The 20,261-nt window shown below is 61.8% G+C and carries 19 protein-coding genes and 1 pseudogene; 7 read left to right on the forward strand and 13 right to left on the reverse strand.

What is annotated here, in order from left to right:
• Positions 1-50 precede the first annotated feature (50 nt).
• The 3 genes from OKW44_RS13420 to OKW44_RS13430 all read left to right on the forward strand — a co-directional run bounded on the left by OKW44_RS13420 (position 51) and on the right by OKW44_RS13430 (position 4,577).
• Positions 51-2,444, forward strand: a complete 2,394-nt coding sequence (locus tag OKW44_RS13420; protein WP_018423890.1) for a type VI secretion system Vgr family protein — start codon at positions 51-53, stop codon at positions 2,442-2,444.
• A gap of 2 nt (positions 2,445-2,446) precedes the next feature.
• Positions 2,447-3,328 carry a hypothetical protein gene (locus tag OKW44_RS13425; protein WP_018423889.1) on the forward strand — a complete coding sequence of 294 codons (882 nt, stop codon included), beginning with the start codon at positions 2,447-2,449 and terminating at the stop codon, positions 3,326-3,328.
• A 79-nt stretch (positions 3,329-3,407) separates the two neighbouring features.
• Entirely contained in the window at positions 3,408-4,577 is a 1,170-nt protein-coding gene (locus OKW44_RS13430) for a WD40/YVTN/BNR-like repeat-containing protein (protein ID WP_026226422.1), read from the forward strand.
• Between the two features lie 55 nt (positions 4,578-4,632).
• Here OKW44_RS13430 and OKW44_RS13435 read toward each other — a convergent pair whose 3' ends face one another.
• On the reverse strand, positions 4,633-4,812 hold the full coding sequence (locus OKW44_RS13435) for a hypothetical protein (protein WP_018423887.1): 180 nt from the start codon (positions 4,810-4,812) through the stop codon (positions 4,633-4,635).
• On the opposite strand from OKW44_RS13435, the gene OKW44_RS13440 reads away from it, so the two are divergent.
• Both OKW44_RS13440 and OKW44_RS13445 read left to right on the forward strand, forming a co-directional pair.
• Positions 4,811-5,374: a hypothetical protein gene (locus OKW44_RS13440; RefSeq protein WP_018423886.1), complete on the forward strand. Its 564-nt coding sequence runs from the start codon at positions 4,811-4,813 to the stop codon at positions 5,372-5,374. The two genes, OKW44_RS13435 and OKW44_RS13440, sit on opposite strands and share 2 nt — an antisense overlap.
• Positions 5,375-5,567: 193 nt before the next feature.
• On the forward strand, positions 5,568-5,876 hold the full coding sequence (locus tag OKW44_RS13445; RefSeq protein WP_018423885.1) for a hypothetical protein: 309 nt from the start codon (positions 5,568-5,570) through the stop codon (positions 5,874-5,876).
• A gap of 38 nt (positions 5,877-5,914) precedes the next feature.
• Here the strand turns inward: OKW44_RS13445 and OKW44_RS13450 are convergent, their stop codons facing one another.
• From OKW44_RS13450 to OKW44_RS13505, 12 genes and pseudogenes are all read right to left on the reverse strand, one after another.
• Positions 5,915-6,136 (reverse strand): hypothetical protein, encoded by a 222-nt coding sequence (locus OKW44_RS13450; protein ID WP_018423884.1) that lies wholly within the window; start codon positions 6,134-6,136, stop codon positions 5,915-5,917.
• An 83-nt stretch (positions 6,137-6,219) separates the two neighbouring features.
• Positions 6,220-7,443: a dienelactone hydrolase family protein gene (locus tag OKW44_RS13455; protein WP_018423883.1), complete on the reverse strand. Its 1,224-nt coding sequence runs from the start codon at positions 7,441-7,443 to the stop codon at positions 6,220-6,222.
• Positions 7,444-7,476: 33 nt separating this feature from the next.
• Entirely contained in the window at positions 7,477-9,117 is a 1,641-nt protein-coding gene (locus tag OKW44_RS13460) for an AMP-binding protein (RefSeq protein WP_018423882.1), read from the reverse strand.
• A gap of 84 nt (positions 9,118-9,201) precedes the next feature.
• Positions 9,202-9,597: a RidA family protein gene (locus tag OKW44_RS13465; protein ID WP_018423881.1), complete on the reverse strand. Its 396-nt coding sequence runs from the start codon at positions 9,595-9,597 to the stop codon at positions 9,202-9,204.
• A complete protein-coding gene (locus tag OKW44_RS13470; RefSeq protein WP_018423880.1) occupies positions 9,594-10,037 on the reverse strand; it encodes an acyl-CoA thioesterase in 444 nt (147 codons plus the stop codon). Before OKW44_RS13470 ends, OKW44_RS13465 begins: the two co-directional genes overlap by 4 nt.
• Entirely contained in the window at positions 10,034-11,245 is a 1,212-nt protein-coding gene (locus OKW44_RS13475) for an acyl-CoA dehydrogenase family protein (protein WP_018423879.1), read from the reverse strand. The genes OKW44_RS13470 and OKW44_RS13475 overlap by 4 nt, the downstream gene beginning before the upstream one ends.
• Before the next feature lies 1 nt (position 11,246).
• On the reverse strand, positions 11,247-12,098 hold the full coding sequence (locus tag OKW44_RS13480; RefSeq protein WP_018423878.1) for an enoyl-CoA hydratase family protein: 852 nt from the start codon (positions 12,096-12,098) through the stop codon (positions 11,247-11,249).
• A gap of 19 nt (positions 12,099-12,117) precedes the next feature.
• The gene (locus OKW44_RS13485; RefSeq protein ID WP_018423877.1) at positions 12,118-12,678 is read right to left on the reverse strand and encodes a MarR family winged helix-turn-helix transcriptional regulator; all 561 of its coding nucleotides are present in this window, start codon (positions 12,676-12,678) and stop codon (positions 12,118-12,120) included.
• On the reverse strand, positions 12,675-13,448 hold the full coding sequence (locus OKW44_RS13490) for an SDR family NAD(P)-dependent oxidoreductase (protein ID WP_018423876.1): 774 nt from the start codon (positions 13,446-13,448) through the stop codon (positions 12,675-12,677). The genes OKW44_RS13485 and OKW44_RS13490 overlap by 4 nt, the downstream gene beginning before the upstream one ends.
• Positions 13,445-15,829 carry a bifunctional salicylyl-CoA 5-hydroxylase/oxidoreductase gene (locus OKW44_RS13495; protein WP_018423875.1) on the reverse strand — a complete coding sequence of 795 codons (2,385 nt, stop codon included), beginning with the start codon at positions 15,827-15,829 and terminating at the stop codon, positions 13,445-13,447. Before OKW44_RS13495 ends, OKW44_RS13490 begins: the two co-directional genes overlap by 4 nt.
• 219 nt (positions 15,830-16,048) lie before the next feature.
• Positions 16,049-16,294, reverse strand: a pseudogene (locus OKW44_RS13500) (IS110 family transposase); the annotation flags it as partial.
• Positions 16,295-16,457: 163 nt separating this feature from the next.
• On the reverse strand, positions 16,458-17,768 hold the full coding sequence (locus OKW44_RS13505) for an Nramp family divalent metal transporter (protein ID WP_018423874.1): 1,311 nt from the start codon (positions 17,766-17,768) through the stop codon (positions 16,458-16,460).
• Between the two features lie 321 nt (positions 17,769-18,089).
• Here OKW44_RS13505 and OKW44_RS13510 point away from each other — a divergent pair, with 321 nt between their 5' ends.
• A complete protein-coding gene (locus OKW44_RS13510; RefSeq protein WP_204357175.1) occupies positions 18,090-19,106 on the forward strand; it encodes a YncE family protein in 1,017 nt (338 codons plus the stop codon).
• Between the two features lie 8 nt (positions 19,107-19,114).
• Positions 19,115-20,077 (forward strand): sterol desaturase family protein, encoded by a 963-nt coding sequence (locus OKW44_RS13515; protein WP_018423872.1) that lies wholly within the window; start codon positions 19,115-19,117, stop codon positions 20,075-20,077.
• The last annotated feature ends 184 nt before the right edge of the window (positions 20,078-20,261 follow it).

Here is a 20,261-nt window from a genome sequence, read left to right on the forward strand (position 1 = left end):
TTGATCCGTTAAGCCGGGGTATCACGGGACGACAGGCGTGTCACCTGGCGGTGCCAGGCACCGACAGCGCGTCAGCGTTATCGGTCGTGTCGTTCGAAGCAACTGAGAAGATGGGCGCACCGAACGAGGTTCATATCGAGTTGACCCACCCGCAGCAGCTTGCGCGCGCCGACTACCTGAACCGCGATGCGGTTTTCAGCATCGTGGCGGACGATGGGACCGTGCGGAAGTTCTCGGGCTATATCGAGCGCTTCTCGACGGTGCAGACCACGAAGGATTTCACGAAGTACGAAGTGGTCCTGAAGTCGCACTTCGGACGGCTTGAGGCCGTCACGACCACCCAACCCTACCAGCACCTCACGACACCGCAGATCATCCAGGCCATCCTGGGCCGGCACGGTATCCCCGCTCACCTGATGGCGTTCGGCCTGCGCCGCCAGTATCCGGTTCATGCGTGGCGCTTCCAGTACCAGGTGAACGATATGGCCTTTGTCCAGATGCTGATGCAGAAGGCCGGCATCTACAGTTATATCGTGGAAACGGAACATGGCGACATGACCGTTTTCGCCGATGACATCGACCACTACCGCTACGACGAGCCGCAACGGATCGTGCCGTACCGCGAGGCGGCGGGACTCGAAGCGGACGGCGTGGAAGCTGTCACGGCCATCAGGACCCATACCGTGACGGTGCCGCAATCGTTTATCGTGGCGGACTACAACCCGGACGCCGCCTGGGAGCGTTTGCGCGACACGGCGAATGTCGCGCCTGCCGATCCGACCACCTACGGCCAGCCGTACCTCTATGGCACGAATCACCTCGACCAGGCCGGGGCAAAGTGGGAGGCGCAGCTCCGGCACGAAGCGGCCATTGCCCGCCAGGTGGTCTATGAAGGCGAGAGCAACGTGCTCGCATTGCAGTGCGCGAGCGTACTCGAAACGGATATCGTGCTGCCCGATGCGCCCAAAGGTCAGGTCGTGATCGAGGTCACGCACAGCGGCGCGCGCGACGCATCCTACACCAACAGCTACAAGGCGATCCCTGCCGACCGGCGTTTCCGGCTGGAACTGAAGCCGGAAACCTGGGCAAAAATTCCGGGAACGCTTTCTGCCCGAATTTGCAGCCCGGACAAATACACCTATGGCTATTTGAATGCCGCGGGCTACTACGTGGTTCGGCTCGATGCCGACTTCGGCACCTGGCCCAGGGGCGGCGAGAGCGTGCCGTTGCGCCTGGCCAAGCCGTTCGCGGGCAAGCTGCAAACCGGCATGCATTTCGTCGCGCTGGATAACGACGAAGCCGTGATTTCCTTCAGGGACGGGGACCCGGACAAGCCGGAAATCACGGCTTTCCATTACCACAGCCAGGCGCGCGACCTCGTCACCAACGATCGCCGCTGGCTGTCGCGCAACATGATCCGCACGCAGAAGAACAACAAGCTGCGCATGGAAGACTGGGAGGGCCAGGAAGGCGTCAAGCTCAGCACCGAACACTCGGGCAAGTCGCAACTCAATCTCGGCTACCTGGTGAACCAGAAGCTCGAATACCGTGGTGAAGGCTATGAGGCGCGCACATCCGGTTACGGGGTGAATCGCGCAGGTAAGGGGCTGATGCTCACGGCCTACGATCGCCCTGGCGCGAGCGGCAAGCAGCTCGACATGCAGGAGACCATCGCGCAGCTTGAGAGCGCGCTGGCGACCGCTAGGGCGCTCGCCGCGTCGGCCAGCAGCGCCAAGGCCGAACCGGCCGACACCGACGCGCAACAGCAGATGAGGGACGATCTGGACGGCCTGAAAAAGCCGGGCCTGCTGATGAGCACGCCGGCTTCGGCTGCGCTTGTCGCGGGCGGCGGCATGCAATTCGCGACGCAGGAGAACATCAACGCCGTGGCCGGGAAGAATGCCGACTGGAGCGCGCTGAAGCGGTTCACCGTCGCGGCAGGTGAAAAGATATCGCTGTTCGCGCAGAAGCTTGGGATAAAAATCTTCGCGGCCAAAGGGCCGGTCGAGGTGCAAGCCCAAAGTGGCCCGATGTCCCTCATTGCGGACAAGGATGTGAACGTTGCCAGTGTCAACGGCAAGGTCAATCTGTCTGCCGCGAAGGAAATCATCCTCGAATGCGGCGGCGCGTTCATCCACATGAAGGACGGCAGCATTACGCTTGGTGGTCCATTCGACCTATTTCTGAAGTTCATCACAATCCAGAAGAAAGGCGCGCAGAGGCTGGCAACCGCAGTTCCGCCATTGCCGGAATTGACGGGGGCTTTTGATGAGGCGTTCGTTGTGCATTGGGCCGGGTCAGAAGTTCCCATTACCAATACGCGTTACCAGATGTTCTCTGAGGGCAAGCTGATTGCCGAAGGTACAACCAATGAGCGCGGCGAAACGTCGCTGGCGAAGAGCCATGTTCCTCAAGGTGTCTCGATCAAGTTGAAGGGCAATTAAAAATGGCAGATGAAGACAAGGATGTGGGTTACGCGGAGTCGTACATGACGTTGAAGTCATACACGAAGCGCGCGCGGGTGGAGCGTACCGCCTGTGACGATCATGTGCCGCCTGCTGCGGATTCGCTAATCGGAAATTGCGATTACTACTACAGGCCGTTGCAGTGCGAATACACAGAAACAGTCGAGAAGGTCACTGTGGGCAGCGCATGGGCCACCGTGAAAGCCTTCGCCACGTCCTGGGACCCGTGGACCGACAAGGAAGTCTCCGCCCGTCTGCTGCACCAGCGGCAGACATTGATTGAGCCCGATTGCACCGCCTCCGACTGGTCCCGGCATAGCAACTTCATGATGCGGCACATCGGCTGCGGGCACAAACCGCCAAGCTATTACGTCAGTTACGGTTACTTCTACTGTTCGAACTATGGCGCGAAACTGTTTCCAACGCTTAGCCCCGCAGGGCAGGCATGGCTTCGTAGCGCGCGGTGGTATCTGCAAAAGAATATGGAAAGAGGACTTCAGCAGAACATGCAGGGCAATGTCATCCAGATGAGCAGTGTGAAGCCGGGAAACGGCAGCTTCAAAATGACGGTTCCTCAATACCAGCTTGAACTGGACAGCGATACGTTCAAGAGCTTTGCGTTCAAGACGCACCCACTCGCCTATCTTGATGGCGGACTAGCTGGTTTGCACCCTCCTGACATGCTGAAGATTACGGGCGGTCCGGCGATGGAAGAATGGGGCGACTGGCGAACCTACCAGCAGGTATGGGACAGCGGCAAGGTGGTTGCACGCGACACCATCGGCGATGCGTGGGATGCCACGAAAGCCGATATCGACGACCTGGTGAGTAAGGCGCTCGGGCGACTGATGGATGCGAAGTGACATGCGAATGCCCAGGCACAGGACATTCATTTTCGGCAGCCTTCTCCTGGCCGCCATCGCAACTTACGGATATCACAGCATGACGACTCCAGTCTGGCAGACGATTTCAACGACGTTCATGAAGAACGACAAGCCGTATGGGGGCGGCAATTCTCGGATCAACGGGAATGAGGTTATCAGCCTCAAGATTGCTGACCCGGTAATCACTTTCAAGCCAGTTGAACAATTGAAGGACCCGCAGGTTGCGGAACCCACTGAGGCTTGGATGAGTAATACGGCGGAAACGCTAAACCGCAATACCGTTAGTTTCTTCCGCGGCACAATCGACGTCGGGCTGACGCGCTACTTCCAGCAGCCGGGACAGGACGCGGCCTGGTGGTATTCGAAGGACTGGAGCACGCAGTACATCAGCACGGACTGGATGGACTACAAGCTTCCTGAACCAAAAAATGGCTTGTCACCGCATATCACGAAGCTCTGGCGCTCGCGCGACGGCGGCAAAACCTGGACACAACTCGACTGGCCGGAGAGCCGGAATATCGGCCAGCTACTTTTCCTTGATTCTGACCGGGGGTACGCGGTTGGCTGGGGACCACGTGTCTGGCGCACGGTGGATGGCGGGCACACATGGAAAGCGATTAAGGTTCCGCTCCACGCAACCGAGGACGACGCGCCGCGAAAGACCTTTGATGCCGTGGACCTTGGTCCGGACGGCACGCTGCGTGTTGCCTACTACGTGCCGGAAGAAATGGAGGATATACAACCTGAAAGCATCGTTGACCGGCTGAAATGGGATAGCGATGCGTTCGAGTTTGACGTGAAGCTCCCTAACCAGGTAGTCGTTTCGCTCCAGTCCGAGCCGGTGCCGCCCGATTACGGCTATTCGGTTTATGCGCTATCCCGGCTTGGGCCGCCGCGCGACTGGAAAGACTTGAGTGACAACGGGCGACGAAGTGGTGCGCTATCGACGTGGGGAAATCGCGGCAATCAGACAGTCGAACAACACCATACCTTTGATGCACGTCTGACGCTGGACGGACTCAGCGTGGGCAAGCGTGGCGTACTGCTTGTGTATGCGACGGATGCCACCGGGCAAGGTGCGCCGCGCGACATTACGCTTGCCACCAAGGACTACGGCAAATCGTGGACCGAGACCGATGACGGTATCACGCAAGGTGTTTATTTTGACGCTGCCACAAATACACAGTACGGCCTGTATGGCTATACGCTGAAAAAGCGAACCTGGTAAACGGTCGCGTATAACGTTGGCGTTCGTAGCTCCTGCCCCGCTTCGGCGGGGGTTTTTATTCGAGCGTCAAGCACGCCTGTTCCTGCGCCGTGTCGGCATGGTCGAACAGCACGCCCTGGCGGTGCGCGTCGCTGATGCGCTCACAAGCGTTATCGAAATGCACGGGGTCCAGCTCGATACCGATGAAGCGCCGCTCGGTCTGCAACGCCGCGACACCACTTGAACCCGATCCCATGAACGGGTCGAGTACGCAGCCGCCGACCGGCGCCGATAACTCGCAGATGGGCTTTCTCGCCGGCTACAAGTTTCCAACGGCCTTCGAATTGGCCTATGACAGTCAGAAGAAAGTACTGACGGCAACGGTGCGGGTAAAGATCGTGCCGGTCGATATGTTCAAAGCTGACTCGACCGGTCGAGAACTGCTTGGGCCAGACGGGAAAAAGCAGTCGGTCCCGTACGACCATGATGTGCATGGCCGGTATGGTGTGACGGTCGATACGCCGGTTGCAGGCGGTTATGTGGCGCGTTACCGAGACGGGCCGGATACAACATTCGACGTGCCGACGCGTAGGCAGCATGTCGAAAGCGTGTTAAACGCGCACAGCAGTGTGCTAGTTCTGGACGGCTGTTCCAAGGGGGCGGCTTGTGGGGGCAGCAGGTCTGGCAGATCCGCTCCGACAGCAATGTCATGGGGTATGGAGCGACGAAGGATGTTGCCGCAACTCCCGGTGCTAAACCGAGTGCATCGGTGCAACCGTACTACCTTGAATATATACAACGGCACTTCTGCAAAATGACGCCGTGCCGATCAGAATTTGTTGCCGCGATACGTTGATCTGTAATCGCAATGCGCCTAAGTTTAATAAATTTATATGACGGCGGCCTCAAATCTGAAGTGCAACACCGTTTCGACTGATAACAGCATTTCCACTTAAATTGTTTCATGGCTTGCGGGTGTTGCTGCGGCCAGACGGCGCACCGCAAGCAGTCATGTTTGTGCCGTCGCGATCTGATTCACGGGAAGACACTGCCTTGCTGACAGGCAGCATTGCACGGCTGGTTGATGAGGTTCACGAGCGGGCGGGCCTGTTTGCGTGGAAGGAAACGGTGAAGACCTTCCACGCTTGGGCGGAAATAAGGCTTGCGGTTCTTGTGCAGGAGGCGTGGGCGCAAGCCCCGGTTATGGAAGTTGATGATGCCGCTCCCGATTTCGATCAGTTTGCCCTGTTCGATCCCGAGTTCCGACAATGGCATTTCGTACCTGCCCTTGAGTTGATGGATGATGCACTGGCCTGGTAGTCGCCGGTCGTCCGCCCGTAAATCACACCCTTTGATTTTTACGCCGCCTCGGGTAGTGAGCGCGTGTCATCATTGGCTCCGAGATCGTAGGCGTCGTAGTCGGGATTCGGCAGTTGCGGTATCTCGCCCCTGCAGGTCTTCTCCAGGAATGCCCCGAGTTCCTGCCAGGCGGCGCGCATTTCCCGCTCATAGCGGTACTGATGATAGTGCCGCATGAGCTGGCGGTTGAGCTGCTTTTCCGACTGGTCGAGCGAGGACACACCTCCGTCCTGCACGCCGCGACTAATACGTGCTGCCGGCGCGAGTCATTCGAATGATGCACAGCGACGGCAGCACCACTTCCTCAAACCTTCGACTTACCCCCCATCAACCCATTCGACGGCAACGTCTCATCGAGCAACTTCCTCGCACTTTCAATCCCCGCCACCGGCAAGCCTTCCGGATCGAGCAGCCCCACCTGCACGAGCACCGAAGCCTGATCCCAATAGATATGCTCGTTATAAAGCTTGTCACCGCGGAAGCACACCACGGCGAGCATCGGCACCTCGAAGTACTTGCCGGTCGGCGCGACGCCCGGCAGCAACCAGTCGATTTCGCAGCTATGCGTGCAGCTGAAAATGAATTCATCGACGACGCGATCCGAGCCGATCGTGCGCGAAATCGGAATCAGCTTCGTGTCGGGCGGATTCGAGTTGACGAAGTGATGCGTGTAAAAGCGCTTCAGATTGTCGTGGCCGACGCCGCCAGTCATCGTCGGCACGTGATTGACGTAGGGCTCGGCGACCATCGTCGGCATCACTGCGTCGACGTCGCGTGTCGCGAACTCGTGATAGCAATGCGCTTCCCACAGCGCGTTCAGATCGTAGACCGGACCGAGCACCTTGCGCAGCAGCGCGAGCGTGCGCGAGTACGCCATCATCGCGGCGGGCTTGTCGTACTGTTTGCGCTGCTGCGCGGCGAACGCGTGATCGCAGCCGGGGTACACGTATTGCTCGATTTGCGGTCGCGTGCGCAGCGCGGCGCTGATGCGTTCGCGCGTTTCGGGCGGGCAGTGCGCGTCGTTTTCAGGGAAGTGGAACACCATCGGGCAGTTGATTGCCGATACTTCGTCGAGATGCGCTTCGAGGCCCACGCCGTAATAGCTGACCGCGCAATCGACGTCGGTACGCGCCGCGCTCAGAAACGCGAGCTTGCCGCCGAGGCAGTAGCCGAGCACGCCCACCTTGCCGGCCTGCTCGGGCAGTTCGCGCAACGCGGCGATGGTGGCGGCGATGTCCTTGACCGCGAGATCGGCGTTGAACTGCGCCAGATAGCCGAGCGCCTGTTTCATGTCGGCGTCGCCGTAGCCAAGCGAAATGCCCGGCTTGATGCGCCAGAACAGATCGGGCACGAGCACGACGTAGCCTTCTTCGGCGTAGCGATCGGCGCTCGCTTTCATCGTGTCGTTGACGCCGAAGATTTCCTGCAGCAGCACGAGCCCTGGGCCCGAGCCCTGCGCGGGCCGCGCGACATATGCGTTGAAACGGCCGCCATCATGGGCGACGACTTCGATGAAAGAGCCGGCCATGCAGTCTGCCTCCAGTCTCACGAAAGATAGGGGTTACGTCATCATGCGCAACTCGAAACGTTTGAGCTTGCCGGTTTCGGTGCGCGGCAGCGCGCCGACGAACGTGATGACGCGGGGATACTTATACGGCGCGACGTTATTCTTAACGAAATCCTGCAGTTGCGCGACCAGTTTATCGTCGGCGGTGTAGCCCGTGTTCACCACGACGAAGGCTCGCACGATTTGCCCACGCGTTTCGTCGGGCACGCCGATCACGCCGCATTCGGCCACCGCCTCGTGCTGCATCAGCACGCTTTCCACCTCAGGACCGGAGATGTTGTAGCCGGCCGACACGATCATGTCGTCGGCGCGCGCCTGGTAGAACACGTAGCCGTCCGCGTCGAGATAGACCGAATCGCCCGGCAGGTTCCAGCCGTCGCGCACGAAGCGTAACTGCCGTTCGTCGGCCAGATAGCGGCAGCCCGTGGGGCCGCGCACCGCGAGTTTGCCGATCGTGCCGGGCGGCACGGGTTGCATATCGTCGTCGACGGCTTGCACGACGTAGCCCGGCACCGCGCGGCCGATTGCGTTCGGCCGGATCTCCGCGCCTTGCGACGAAACGAAGATGTGGATCAGCTCGGTGCCGCCGATACCGTCGATCATGTCGATGCCGGTCGCCTCGCGCCACAGGCGCCGCGTCGAATCGGGCAGCGCCTCGCCGGCCGACACGGTCTTCCGCAACGACGAAAGGTCATGTTGCGCGACGAGCGGCGCCATCTGCCGATAGAACGTCGGCGCGGTGAACATCACGGTCGCATGAAATCGTTCGACCACCTCGAGCAGGGTCTGCGGCGTCAGCTTTTCGACCAACACCGTCGAGGCACCGACGCGCAGCGGAAAGCACAGCAGCCCGCCGAGCCCGAACGTGAACGCGAGCGGCGGTGTGCCGCAGAAGATGTCGTTCGCGGAAGGCTTCAGCACATGACGGGGGAACAGGTCGCACATCGCGATCATGTCGCGATGGAAATGCATGCAGCCTTTCGGCGCACCGGTCGTGCCGCTCGTGAACGCGATCAGGCAGATGTCGTCGGCGGCGGTGTCGCTGGCGGTGAAGTGCTCGGGTTTGTTGACGGCGAGCGTGTCGAGCGAATCGGCGGAGTCGTCGTGAAAGCGGCGGGTCTGTTTCAGCATGGCGCAGTAGAACTCGTCCCGCGGATTCGTGCAGCGCTCGAGTTCCGCGCTCAGGCGCGCGTCGCAAAGCGCGGCGCTGACCTGCGCCTTCTCGATGATCTGCTTGAGCTCCTTCGCGCGCAGCAGCGGCATGGTCGGCACGACGACGAGTCCGGCCTTCAGCGCCGCGAGTGTGGCGACGGCCATCTGCAATGTGTTCGGTCCGCGCAGCAGCACGCGGTTGCCGGGGCGCAAGCCCATTTCATCGACGAGCACATGCGCGCTACGGTTGACCAGCGCGAGCAGTTCGCCGTACGTGGTGGCTTGCGGCTTGCCGTCCACGTCGGACCAGATCGCCGGCCGGTCGCGATGCCCCGCCTCGATGGTCCGCTCCAGCAGTTCGGTTGCGCAGTTCAGCCTCGGCGGATAGGCGACGTCCGGATTGTCGAGCAGAAAGACGGGCCATTGATCCTGCGGCGGAAGATTGTCGCGCGCGAAAGTATCGACGTGTACTGACGGTTCCATCGTGGTCTCCCGAGGCGTTGAGCCGGAAAATGCGCTTCGTTCGGTGTGAAGGGCTTGCCTGTGCGTTCGATACCTGTACGACGTTCAGTGCGGAATCACCGCGGTGGCTTCGATCTCGACCTTCGCGCGGTCTTCCATGAGCGCGACGACCTGCACCGCGCTCATCGCGATGTCGTAGTCGCCGATCAGCTCGCGAAACGCGCGGCCGATGTCCTTCAGCGATGCGAGATACTCGCGCTTGTCGGTCACGTACCACGTGAGGCGCACGAGGTGTTCGGGCTTGCCGCCCGCTTCGCGCAGCACGGCGAGCAGATTCTTCAGCGCCTGCTCGGACTGCTGCGCGAAGTCATCGGACTGGAACTGCGCCTGTTCGTCCCAGCCGATCTGGCCGGCGATGAACACCTGCGTGCCGCTCGCGGCGACGCCGTTCGCATAGCCGCGCGGCTTGACCCAGCCGGCGGGAAGGAGAGCCTGTTTCATGAGCGATGCGCCTGGATGGAGGGGGGCGATGGAGCATACGCGGCGAGCGCGCTCGCGACGTCGCCGGGAATATCGATGGACTTGCCGCTGTCGAACGATATGAACACGAGCACCTGTTTAGAGCGGAAACGCGTCTCGCCGTTGCAATGGCCGTGAATCTCGATGCCGACCGAACTGCGGCCGATGGTTCGGACCTTGAGCGTGAGCAGGATCGTTTCGCCCATCTGGCTCGGCCGCGAGAACTCGCAGTCAAGCTTGACGATCGGCAGGCCGATGCGGCGCCGCGCGATCATGTGCGCGTAGTCAATGCGCATGCCCTCGTTGAACCAGTCTTCGACGAGCATGTTGGTCATCACGAGGTACTGCGGAAAGAACACGATGCCCGCGGGATCGCAGTGCGAAAAGCGGATGCGTATGGGCCGCTCGAACGAAGTGCTCATTGCGCATTCCCGTTCGCGGCGGCATGCGCCTTCAACAGATCGCGGCCGACGATCAGCTGCTGCACCTCGGTCGCGCCTTCGTAGATGCGCAGCGCGCGGATCTCGCGGTACAGCATCTCCACCGCGCTGCCGCTTCGCACACCCATGCCGCCATAAAGCTGCACTGCCGCGTCGATTACCTGCTGCGCGCCTTCGCTCGCCTGCCACTTCGCCATCGCGGCTTCGCGCGTGACGCTTTCGCCCTGGTCGCGCAGCCACGCGGCGCGATAGACGAGCAGCGCGCTGCTGTCGATCGTCAACGCCATCTGCGCGAGCTTCGCCTGCGTCAACTGGAAGTCGCCGAGCGTCTGGCCGAACATCTTGCGCGACGCCGCGCGCGCGAGGCCCTCGGCCATCGCATGACGGGCAAAGCCAAGCGACGCGGCCGCCACCGAGGTGCGGAAAATATCGAGCGTGCGCATGGCGATCTTGAAGCCTTCGCCGGGCGCGCCGAGCATCTGGCTCTTCGGCACGCGCGCGTTCGTGAAGCGCAGGCGCGCGAGCGGATGCGGCGCGATTACGTCGATGCGCTCGGCGATGTCGAGGCCCGGCGTCTGCGCATCCACGATGAACGCGCTGATGCCGCGCGCGCCCGGCGCTTCGCCGGTGCGCGCGAACACCACGTAGAAGTCCGCGATGCCGCCGTTCGAAATCCACGTCTTTTCGCCGTCGAGCACGTAGTGCTCACCCTCTTCGCGAGCCGCGAGCGCCATCGCGGCGACGTCCGAGCCCGCTTGCGGCTCAGACAGCGCGAACGCGGCGATCGCAGTGCCGCTCGCGACGCGCGGCAGATAACGCGATTTCTGCTCATGCGTGCCCGCGAGCGAGATCGCGCCCGAGCCGAGGCCTTGCATCGCCAAGGCGAAATCGGCGAGGCCCGAATAGCGCGCGAGCGTTTCGCGCAGCAGGCATACGGCACGCGTGTCGATCGTGTCGCCATGGCCGCCATAGGCGATGCCGCCGACGCCGTATTTCAGCCAGCCGGCGTGGCCGAGTTCGCGCACCAGCAGACGGCAGGTCGCATCGGTGTCGCCATGCTCGTCATGCGTGAGATGCGCGCGGCACCATGCGTCGATGCCTGCCGCGAGGTCACGATGACGCGGCTCGAAAAACGGCCAAGCGAGCGGGCTGTGCAAATCGATCGGGGTGTTCTGATGATCGGCGTTCAACTCAGTCTCCTTCGAACACCGGACGCGTCTTCGCCGCGAACGCGTTGTACGCGCGCTCGAAATCGCGCGTGCCCATGCAGATCGCCTGCGCCTGCGCTTCGGACTCGATCGCTTCGTCGATGCTCATACTCCATTCCTGGTGCAGCATCTTCTTCGTCATGCCGTGCGCGAAGCTCGGGCCGGCCGCGAGATCGGCGGCGAGCTTCTGTGTTTCTTCGATGAGCGCGGCCGGGTCGCACAGGCGGTTGTAGAAGCCCCAGGCGTGAGCTTCGTCGCCCGTTGCCGAGCGGCCGGTGAACAGCAGTTCGGCGGCGCGTCCCTGGCCGATGATGCGCGGCAGCATCGCGCACGCGCCCATGTCGCAGCCAGCGAGGCCGACGCGCGTAAACAGGAACGCGAGCTTGCTGCGCGCGGTGCCGAGGCGCAGATCGGAAGCCATCGCGAGGATCGCGCCGGCGCCCGCGCAGACGCCGTCGACGGCTGCGATGATCGGCTGCGGGCAATGGCGCATTGCCTTGACGAGGTCGCCGGTCATGCGCGTGAACATCAACAACTCGGGCATCGGCAGATCGATCAGCGGCGCGATGATGTCGTGCACGTCGCCGCCCGAGCAGAAGTTTTCGCCCGCGCCGTGCAGCACGACGGCTTTCACGTCGGTCGCGTATGCGAGATCGCGGAACAGGTTGCGCAGCTCCGCATACGATTCGAAGGTCAGCGGGTTCTTGCGCTCGGGACGGTTCAGCGTGATCGTCGCGACCTTGTCGCTCACCGACCAGCCGAAATGCTTCGCCTCGTGGCCCGCCAGGGTCAGGCGGTTGCCGGACAACAGTGCATCGGCGTTTGATCGTGTCATGTATTCCTCCAGTGCGAAGTCAGCCTCTCAGGCTGTCGAGCAGATGCTGCTTGAGCTTGCCGAGGTCCTGATGCGTCTTCATCTTTTCGTCGAGGCTCAGACCTCCGAACAGTTCGACGACCCATTGCTCGTGCGCGACGGCCATTTTGTCGAACGCCTTGCGGCCAGCGGGCGTCAGGCACACGCTGATCGAGCGGCGGTCGTTCGGATCGGTGTCGCGCGTGACGAGCCCTTCTTTTTCGAGCTGATCGGTGATGCCAGTGACGTTGCCGCCCGTCACCATCAAACGGCGCGACAGTTCGGTCATCTTCAGGCCATCGGGATGTCGTTCGAGCTGCGCCATCAGATCGAATCGCGGCAGCGTGGTGTCGAATTCGGTGCGCAGACGTCTACGCAATTCGGCCTGTACGAGGTTGGTGGTGGTCAGCATGCGCAGCCACAAACGCAGGCCCATGTGGCTGTCCGCACCGGTGCTCATTTCGAGGTCCACGACGTTCTCCGCGGGTTGAGCCACGCCTTTGCGCGACAGCTTCGCATCCGATGCCGCCGCCGACTTTTTTGCTTGCGTTGATTTGCTCACATCACTTCTCCACCCGAAATGGAAATGGATTGCCCCGTGATCGCATCCGAGCCGGGGCGGCACAGCCATAACACCGCGTTCGCGACCTGCTCCGGATTCACGAAGCGGCGCTGCGGATTCGAGCGCAGCAGCGTTTCGCGCGCCTGTGCTTCGGTGCGCGAGGTCTTGCTCGTGATCTGTTCGAGCGAGGCATGCAGCAGCTCGGTTTCGGTGTAGCCGGGGCACACCGCATTGACCGTGATGCCGCGCGTCGCGGTTTCGAGCGCGAGCGAGCGCGTGAGGCCGATCACGCCGTGCTTCGCGGCGCAATACGCGGCGACGTACGCATAGCCGATCTGCCCCGCGGTGCTCGCGACATTGACGATGCGGCCATAGCCACGCTCGAGCATGCCGGGCAGGACGGCGCGCGTGCCGAGAAACACACCAGTCAGATTCACGTCGAGCATGCGTTGCCACAGCGCGATATCGGTGTGCGTGAACGGCGCGGCCTGCGCCTGGCCCGCGTTGTTCACGAGGATATCGACGGTGCCCGCCTGCTCGAATGCGCGCGCCACCGAATCTTCTTGCGTGACGTCCACGCTGATACACGCGACGTCGCCGAGCGCCTCGCATTGCTCTCGCTGCGCGTCGAGGCGTTGCGCGTTGCGGCCCATCAGCGTGACGCGCGCGCCGGCGCGCAGCAGCGCCTGCGCGATGGCCGAGCCGATGCCGCTGCCGCCGCCGGTGACGACCGCGTGTTGTCCGGCGAGAGAAGTGTCTGAGGTGTTCACACGGTTCCTTCGGCGCGTTGCGCGCGTTGTTGCGCCGTGAGGCCGGCGTTGGCGATGGCCTGCGCACGCTCGCGTTCGAGGTTGCGTTCGAGCTGCATTTTCGCGGCGGTATAGGGTTTCGGCCACGCGACGTCGAGATAGCCGATCTTTGCCGCTTCGTTCAATGTCCACGACGGATTCGCGAGATGCGGACGCGCGATCGCGCACAGATCGGCGCGACCCGCCGCGATGATGCTGTTCACGTGGTCCGCTTCCGAAATCGCGCCGACCGCGATTGTCGCGATGCCGGCTTCGTTGCGCACGCGATCGGCGAACGGCGTCTGGAACATGCGGCCAAACACGGGCTTTTCTTCCTTGCTGACCTGGCCCGATGACACGTCGATCATGTCCGCGCCGGCCGCCTTGAACGCTTGCGCGATCTTCACGGCGTCGTCGGGCGTGTTGCCGCCATCGACCCAGTCGTGCGCCGAAATCCGCACCGAGATCGGCTTGTCTTGCGGCCACACCGCGCGAATCGCGCTGAATACCTGCAGCGGATAACGCAGACGGTTTTCGAGCGGACCGCCGTATGCGTCGGTACGGTGATTCGTGAGCGGCGACAGGAAGCTCGACAGGAAATAGCCGTGCGCGCAGTGCAGTTCGAGCCAGTCGAAACCCGCTTCGATCGACATGCGCGTCGCCTCGACGAACTGCTGCTCGATGGCGCGCAGCTCGTCATGTGTGGCTTCGCGCGAATGCTGGCTGATGCCGCGCAGATACTGCTGTGGCGACGCCGAAACGAGTGGCCAGTTGCCTTCGTCGAGCGGCTGATCGATGCCTTCCCACGCGACGCGCGTCGAACCTTTCGCGCCCGAGTGGCCGAGCTGGATGCCGATCTTCGCATCCGATTGCAGATGGACCAGATCGACGATGCGTTTCCACGCGACCAGATGCTCGGGCGCGTACATGCCCGGGCATCCGGGCGTGATACGCGCTTCGGGCGACACGCAGGTCATCTCGGTCATCACGAGCGCTGCGCCGCCCATCGCGCGCGCGCCGAGATGCATCAGGTGATAGTCGCCGGCCACGCCGTTTACCGCCGAGTACTGCGCCATCGGCGACACCATCACGCGATTTTTCAGCGTGACGCCGCGCACCTTCAAGGGGGTGAACATCGGCGGAATCGAATGCCTGTCAGCGGCGCGCTCGACACCCGCGCGCTTCGCGAGCCAGTCCTCGAAACCGGACAGATACTGCGCATCGCGCTCGCGCAGGTTCTCGTGCGAGATGCGCTGCGAGCGCGTGAGCAACGAATACGCGAACTGTTCCGGCTCGAACGACGTATAACGATCGACGTGCTCGAACCATTCGGTCGAATTGCGCGCGGCATTCTGGATGCGCAGCACGTCGACGCTGCGTACTTCGGTGTAGTGCTTCAATGCGGCGGCCAGATCGTCCAGGCGCGAACCCGGGTGCGCGCTGATGCTGTTCGCGAGTTCGATCGCGTCTTCGAGCGCGAGCTTGGTGCCCGAGCCGATCGAGAAGTGCGCGGTGTGCGCGGCGTCGCCCATCAGCACAATCGGCGTTCGTGTGCCGTTCGCGTTGCTGCGCCAATGCACCCATTCCTTGTTGACGACGCGCGGAAAACGGATCCATTGCGACGAGCCGCGCAGATGCGCCGCGTTCGACATCAGCGCGTTGCCGTCGAGGTACTTCGCGAACAGCTTCTCGCAGAACGCGATGCTGTCTTCCTTGCTCATTTCGTCGAGACCGGCGGCGCGCCACACGCGTTCCGGTGTTTCGACGATGAACGTCGAGGTTTGATCGTCGAAGCGGTAGGCGTGCGCCTGGAACCAGCCGAATTCGGTTTGCTCGAACGCGAACGTGAACGCGTCGAACAGCTTCTTCGTACCGAGCCACACGAAGCGGCAGTCGCGCACGTCGATGTCCGGCTGGTAGGTGCCCGCGTATTTCTGGCGCACGAGGCTGTTCAGGCCGTCGCTCGCGATGATCAGGTCCGCGTCGTACGCGCTGTCGTCCACGACCTGGGTTTCGAACACGAGCTTCACGCCGAGTTCTTCGCAGCGCGCTTGCAGGATATTCAGCAGACGTTTGCGACCGATGCCGCAAAAACCGTGGCCCGATGAGCGCACGCTGCGGCCGCGAAAGTGAATCTCGATGTCGTCCCAGTGATTGAACGCGTCGAGAATCGCCTCGGCGCTCGGGGCGTCGGCGGCGCGCAGATTGCCGAGCGTCTGGTCGGAGAACACGACGCCCCAGCCGAAAGTGTCGTAGGGGCGGTTGCGCTCGATCACCATGACTTCATGGCCGGGGTTGCGTTGTTTCATCAACAGACCGAAGTACAAACCGGCCGGACCGCCGCCGATACAGACTATGCGCATGCTGGTTCCCCAAAATGAACTCCGCGGTGGGATTAATTTAGGTTTTGATAGTTTAGATGTCAAGTAAACTTCGAGCGCGGGTATCGAGTCGTGTTCTGCGACGTTGATCCAAAGTAATAAAGTCCGTCTTGGAGAGAGTGAAGTCCGTCTTGGGGACGGAACAGCGCGCGTTGCGAGGTCTTCGGGGCTGGCTGCCGGTGCAAGGCAGAACGGGCTTACGCGTCCTGCCCGAAATGAAGCGCCGAACCCGTAGAGGCGGCCTCGTAACTGGTTCACCTGCATGGTGCGGAACTTGATCAGCAGCGAGCGCATCCGGTGAAGGCCAAGCATCGCCTGCTGGTCTTCCGTCTTTGCCGCTACCGTTCGCATCCCCGGCTGCTGCACCGCCGTCCAGATCGCCCGCGCATCCGCCGCGTCGGTCTTGTTCGTCTGGACAAACGGCCGAATGAACTTCGCATGCAACAGCACCTTTGACTGTCGCACTAAGCTTCGCCGCGATTGCTTACCTGCTGCGACGTCAGTCGATGGCTAGCGAACAAACTTCGCCGTCCATCGCTCCGGCAGCGCGGCCGAAGCAGAAGCGAGCCGGGCGCAGAGGCCCATCCCGAGCGAGTCCGGGTGGACTGCATCAGCGTGCAGGCATGCCCGGAATGCTGACGCCGAACGTCTGAAGCAGTAGCACCGCATTCAGCGCGAGGATGATGACCGTCGCGGCGATCGCCGCAATATCCGTGATCCGGCCATTGGCGAACTCGCCCATGAGGTCTTTGCGGCGAGTGAAGAGCACCAGCGCCACCATCGGGATCGGCAACGCAAAAGAAAGCACAACCTGACTGACCACCAGCGCCTGGGTGGCGTTCACGCCGAGGCCGACCACCACGAACGCCGGCACCATGGTCACCAAACGTCGCACCCAGATGGGAATCCGGAAACCGACGAAGCCCTGCATGATCATCTGGCCAGCCATGGTACCGACAACGGAGCTGGAGATACCCGAGCTGATGAGCGAAATCAGGAAAACCGCCGCCGCGCCCGCACCGAGCAACGGCGTGAGCGTATGGTAAGCAGTTTCGATTTCCGCGACGTCGCGGTGGCCGGCATGGAATGCCGCGCTGGCCATGATGACCATGGCCATGTTGACGAGACCCGCGAAGGAAAGCGCAACGATGACTTCCCGATTCGAGAAGCGCAGCAGTGCGCGGTGCTCGCCCGCGTTGCTCGCCGGGGTCCGGCTCTGAGTCAGCCCGGAATGGAGATAGATCGCATGTGGCATCACGGTGGCGCCCACGATACCGACCGAGACGGTCAGCGCTTCCCCGTTCGGCATCGAGGGCAAGATCGAGTGCAATCCGGCCTGCCCCCATGCAACGGGCGCGATGAACAATTCGATCAGGTAACACAGGCCGATCACGGCGACGAGCGCGCCGATGATGATTTCCATCGGCCGGAAACCGCTTTTTTCAAACACCAGGATGCCGTACGTCACCACGGCGGTCACGGCCATGCCGGCCATCAACGGCATTTTGAGCAGCAGCGCGAGGCCGATTGCGCCACCGAGGAATTCGGCCAGGTCGGTTGCCATCGCAGCCACTTCGCTGACACACCACATGACGAAGACGGTCTTGCGCGGCAGTCGCTCGCGACACATTTCCGCCAGATTACGGCCCGTCACGATGCCGAGTTTGGCAGAGAGCGCCTGGAACAGCATGGCGATCAGGTTGGCCATCAGTACCACCGACAGCAGCGTGTACCCAAACTGGGAACCGGCCTGGATGTTGGTCGCGAAATTGCCTGGGTCCATGTAGGCGATCGAGGCAATCACTGCGGGTCCGGCGAACAGCAGCGCAGAGCGCAAGCCGCGCCGTTTGCCGGCCAGCACATCGCGAATCGCAACAGTCGTGCGATCTGTGAGCGTATTTTTGCCGGTAGTGCTGTTCATGGACACTTCCCGATTTCTCTGGACGAACGTGGCAATGCTATTACTCCAGGTTCTTTAGTGCGTGATGGCAATATACAGGGGCGGCCAAACTCCGCGGATGATCGGGGGGGTGCTGCGCAAAGCGCGCCCGGGTCCCCCTGGAAGCTCGGTCAAATACAGCGAAATCGTGTGCGGATCGTCAGCTTCGCCCGACGTTTGTTAGGCCACTGACAGGAAGCGGCCGTAGCATCGCTCCATATCAGCGCCATTCGCAATTCGTCCTTGCGTGACGGTGAATGCATCCAGCAGAATGAATGGCTAATTCTCTCATGCATGCCCTCCATGAAGCTTTCACGTCGCGAAGTACTGGGCCGTAGTCTGGCCATTCCCCTGAGTCTCGGCCTGTCGCCTTTCCTCGCCCTTCGTTCAGGTATCGCCAGCGCGGCGCTCCCCACTCTCGCTATCGTAATGAATTCCGGCGAAGCCAGCGTTTCTGTCATCGACATGGCGTCGCACAAGATCGTCCGGACATTGCCGACGTTGCGCGAACCCAGTCACTGGGCGCTTTCGCGCGACAGAAGCAAGCTCTATATTGCCGACGCCAGCGGCAATGCACTGTTCATTGTCGACCCGCACACCGGTTTGGCGCTTGGCCACAAGGTGATCGCCGATCCGTACCAGCTTGGCTTCACGCCGGATTTCCGCTACCTCGTCGTCAATGCACTGCGGCTCAACTATGTCGACATCTACCGCCCCGACGACCTGACGCTCGTCAAGCGCTTCTCGCCCGGCGGCATGCCGAGCCACCTCGACTTCTCGCCGGACTCGCGCTGGAGCTTCAATTCGATGCAGCAGTCCGGCACGCTCGTTTCATTCGACCTGACGAACCTGACGATCCGCTGGAAGTCGAACGTCGGATCGACCCCCGCCGGCGTGCTCTGGCACAACGGCAAGGTACTGGTCTGCGTGATGGGCAGCGACCATGTGGCGGAGGTCGATCCAGTGACGGGTAACGTGCTGCGGCGGGTGAAAACCGGCGTCGGCCCGCACAATGTCTTTCTTACGCCCGACGGCGCGACGCTCTACGTGAGCAACCGGATCGGCGGTTCGCTGGTGGCGCTCGATCCAACCACCCTCGAGCTTCGTCGTACCTATCCGTTCCACGCCGCGGGGCCAGATGATATTGCTGTTGGCCCCGACGGCAAGCTATGGGTGACGCTGCGTTTCCGGGAGCAGGTCGCCGTACTCGATCCGGCCAGCGGCAACTACGAGACCATTGATGTCGGACGCTCGCCGCACGGCATCTTCCTCACCACCGAAATGAGCCGCGCAGGTCTCGTTACCGCCGAAACGCTCTAACGCCCATCATGCTGATATTTCTCGACAGGTTCTTCAATATGCTGGCCGGTGAAATCGACCAGTATCTCGTTCTGCCGTTGCTTTATCACTTCGGCTGGATGCAATGGGAAGAGCTTTCCTTCGACTGGGCGCTGATCTGCGTCTATGGCCTCTTCGCGGTTATCGTCACGTATGCGGTTTGCTGGCCGCTCGAAGCACTCTTTCCGATCGAACGCTGGGATGACCGCAAAGCCGTCGTAACCGACGCGTTCTATACGATCCTCAACCGCGTCGGGGTGTTGCCTGTCGTCAGTTTCCTGCTGTTCTACCAGGTGCAGGTGTGGGTGAACGGCTTCGTGGTCGATCACGGCTATATACCGCCAACGCTTGAGACGTTGATACCGCCGCTTCTCGGACATCCGGTCATTACCTTCATCGCGTACGCGCTAATTCTGGACTGTGCCGATTACTGGCGTCACCGCCTGTCGCACTCATACCGTAGCTGGTACGCACTGCATGCGTTGCATCATGCGCAGCGACAGATGAGTTTCTGGTCGGACGACCGCAACCATCTGCTTGACGACCTGGTCGCCGCAATCTGGTTCGGCATCGTCGGCCTCGCGATCGGTATTCCGCCGCTGCAGTTTCCGCTGCTGTTCCTGTTCATGCGCTTCATCGAAAGCCTGAGCCACGCCAATATCAAGCTTTCGTTCGGCTGGCTCGGGGACCGGGTGATCGTCTCGCCGCGCTTTCACCGGCTGCATCACGGCCTGCGCGCGGCCGGTAGGAATTCCTGCAACTACGGCGCCGTGTTCCCGATCTGGGACATCGTGTTTGGTACGGCAGACTTCTCCGCCGAGTACCCGCCTACAGGCGACCGGCGCGCACCGGAATCGATGGCCACGGGCGGCTACATCGCACAGCAACTGGGCGGCTTGCAGTTTTTCCTTGAACAGTGGCGGCAACCGGCAAAGACTCGCCGCAGCTTCTGAGGACATCCCTGCATTGCGCCAATGCCCAAACGGGCCGGTTCGTGGGCGCCTGGATTTACGTCCGGACCGGCTGGTGCAAAGAACCTGTTAGTAGACCGCAAAGCATCTGCTCTGTGCCTTTGAATCCGAGGTGCGATAACTCCAGGTCACGGTTCGAAGACAGGTTGGTTGCTGGTTTCAGAAT

Source organism: Paraburkholderia lebeckiae (assembly GCF_050436325.1).
Classification (GTDB): Bacteria; Pseudomonadota; Gammaproteobacteria; order Burkholderiales; family Burkholderiaceae; genus Paraburkholderia; species Paraburkholderia tuberum.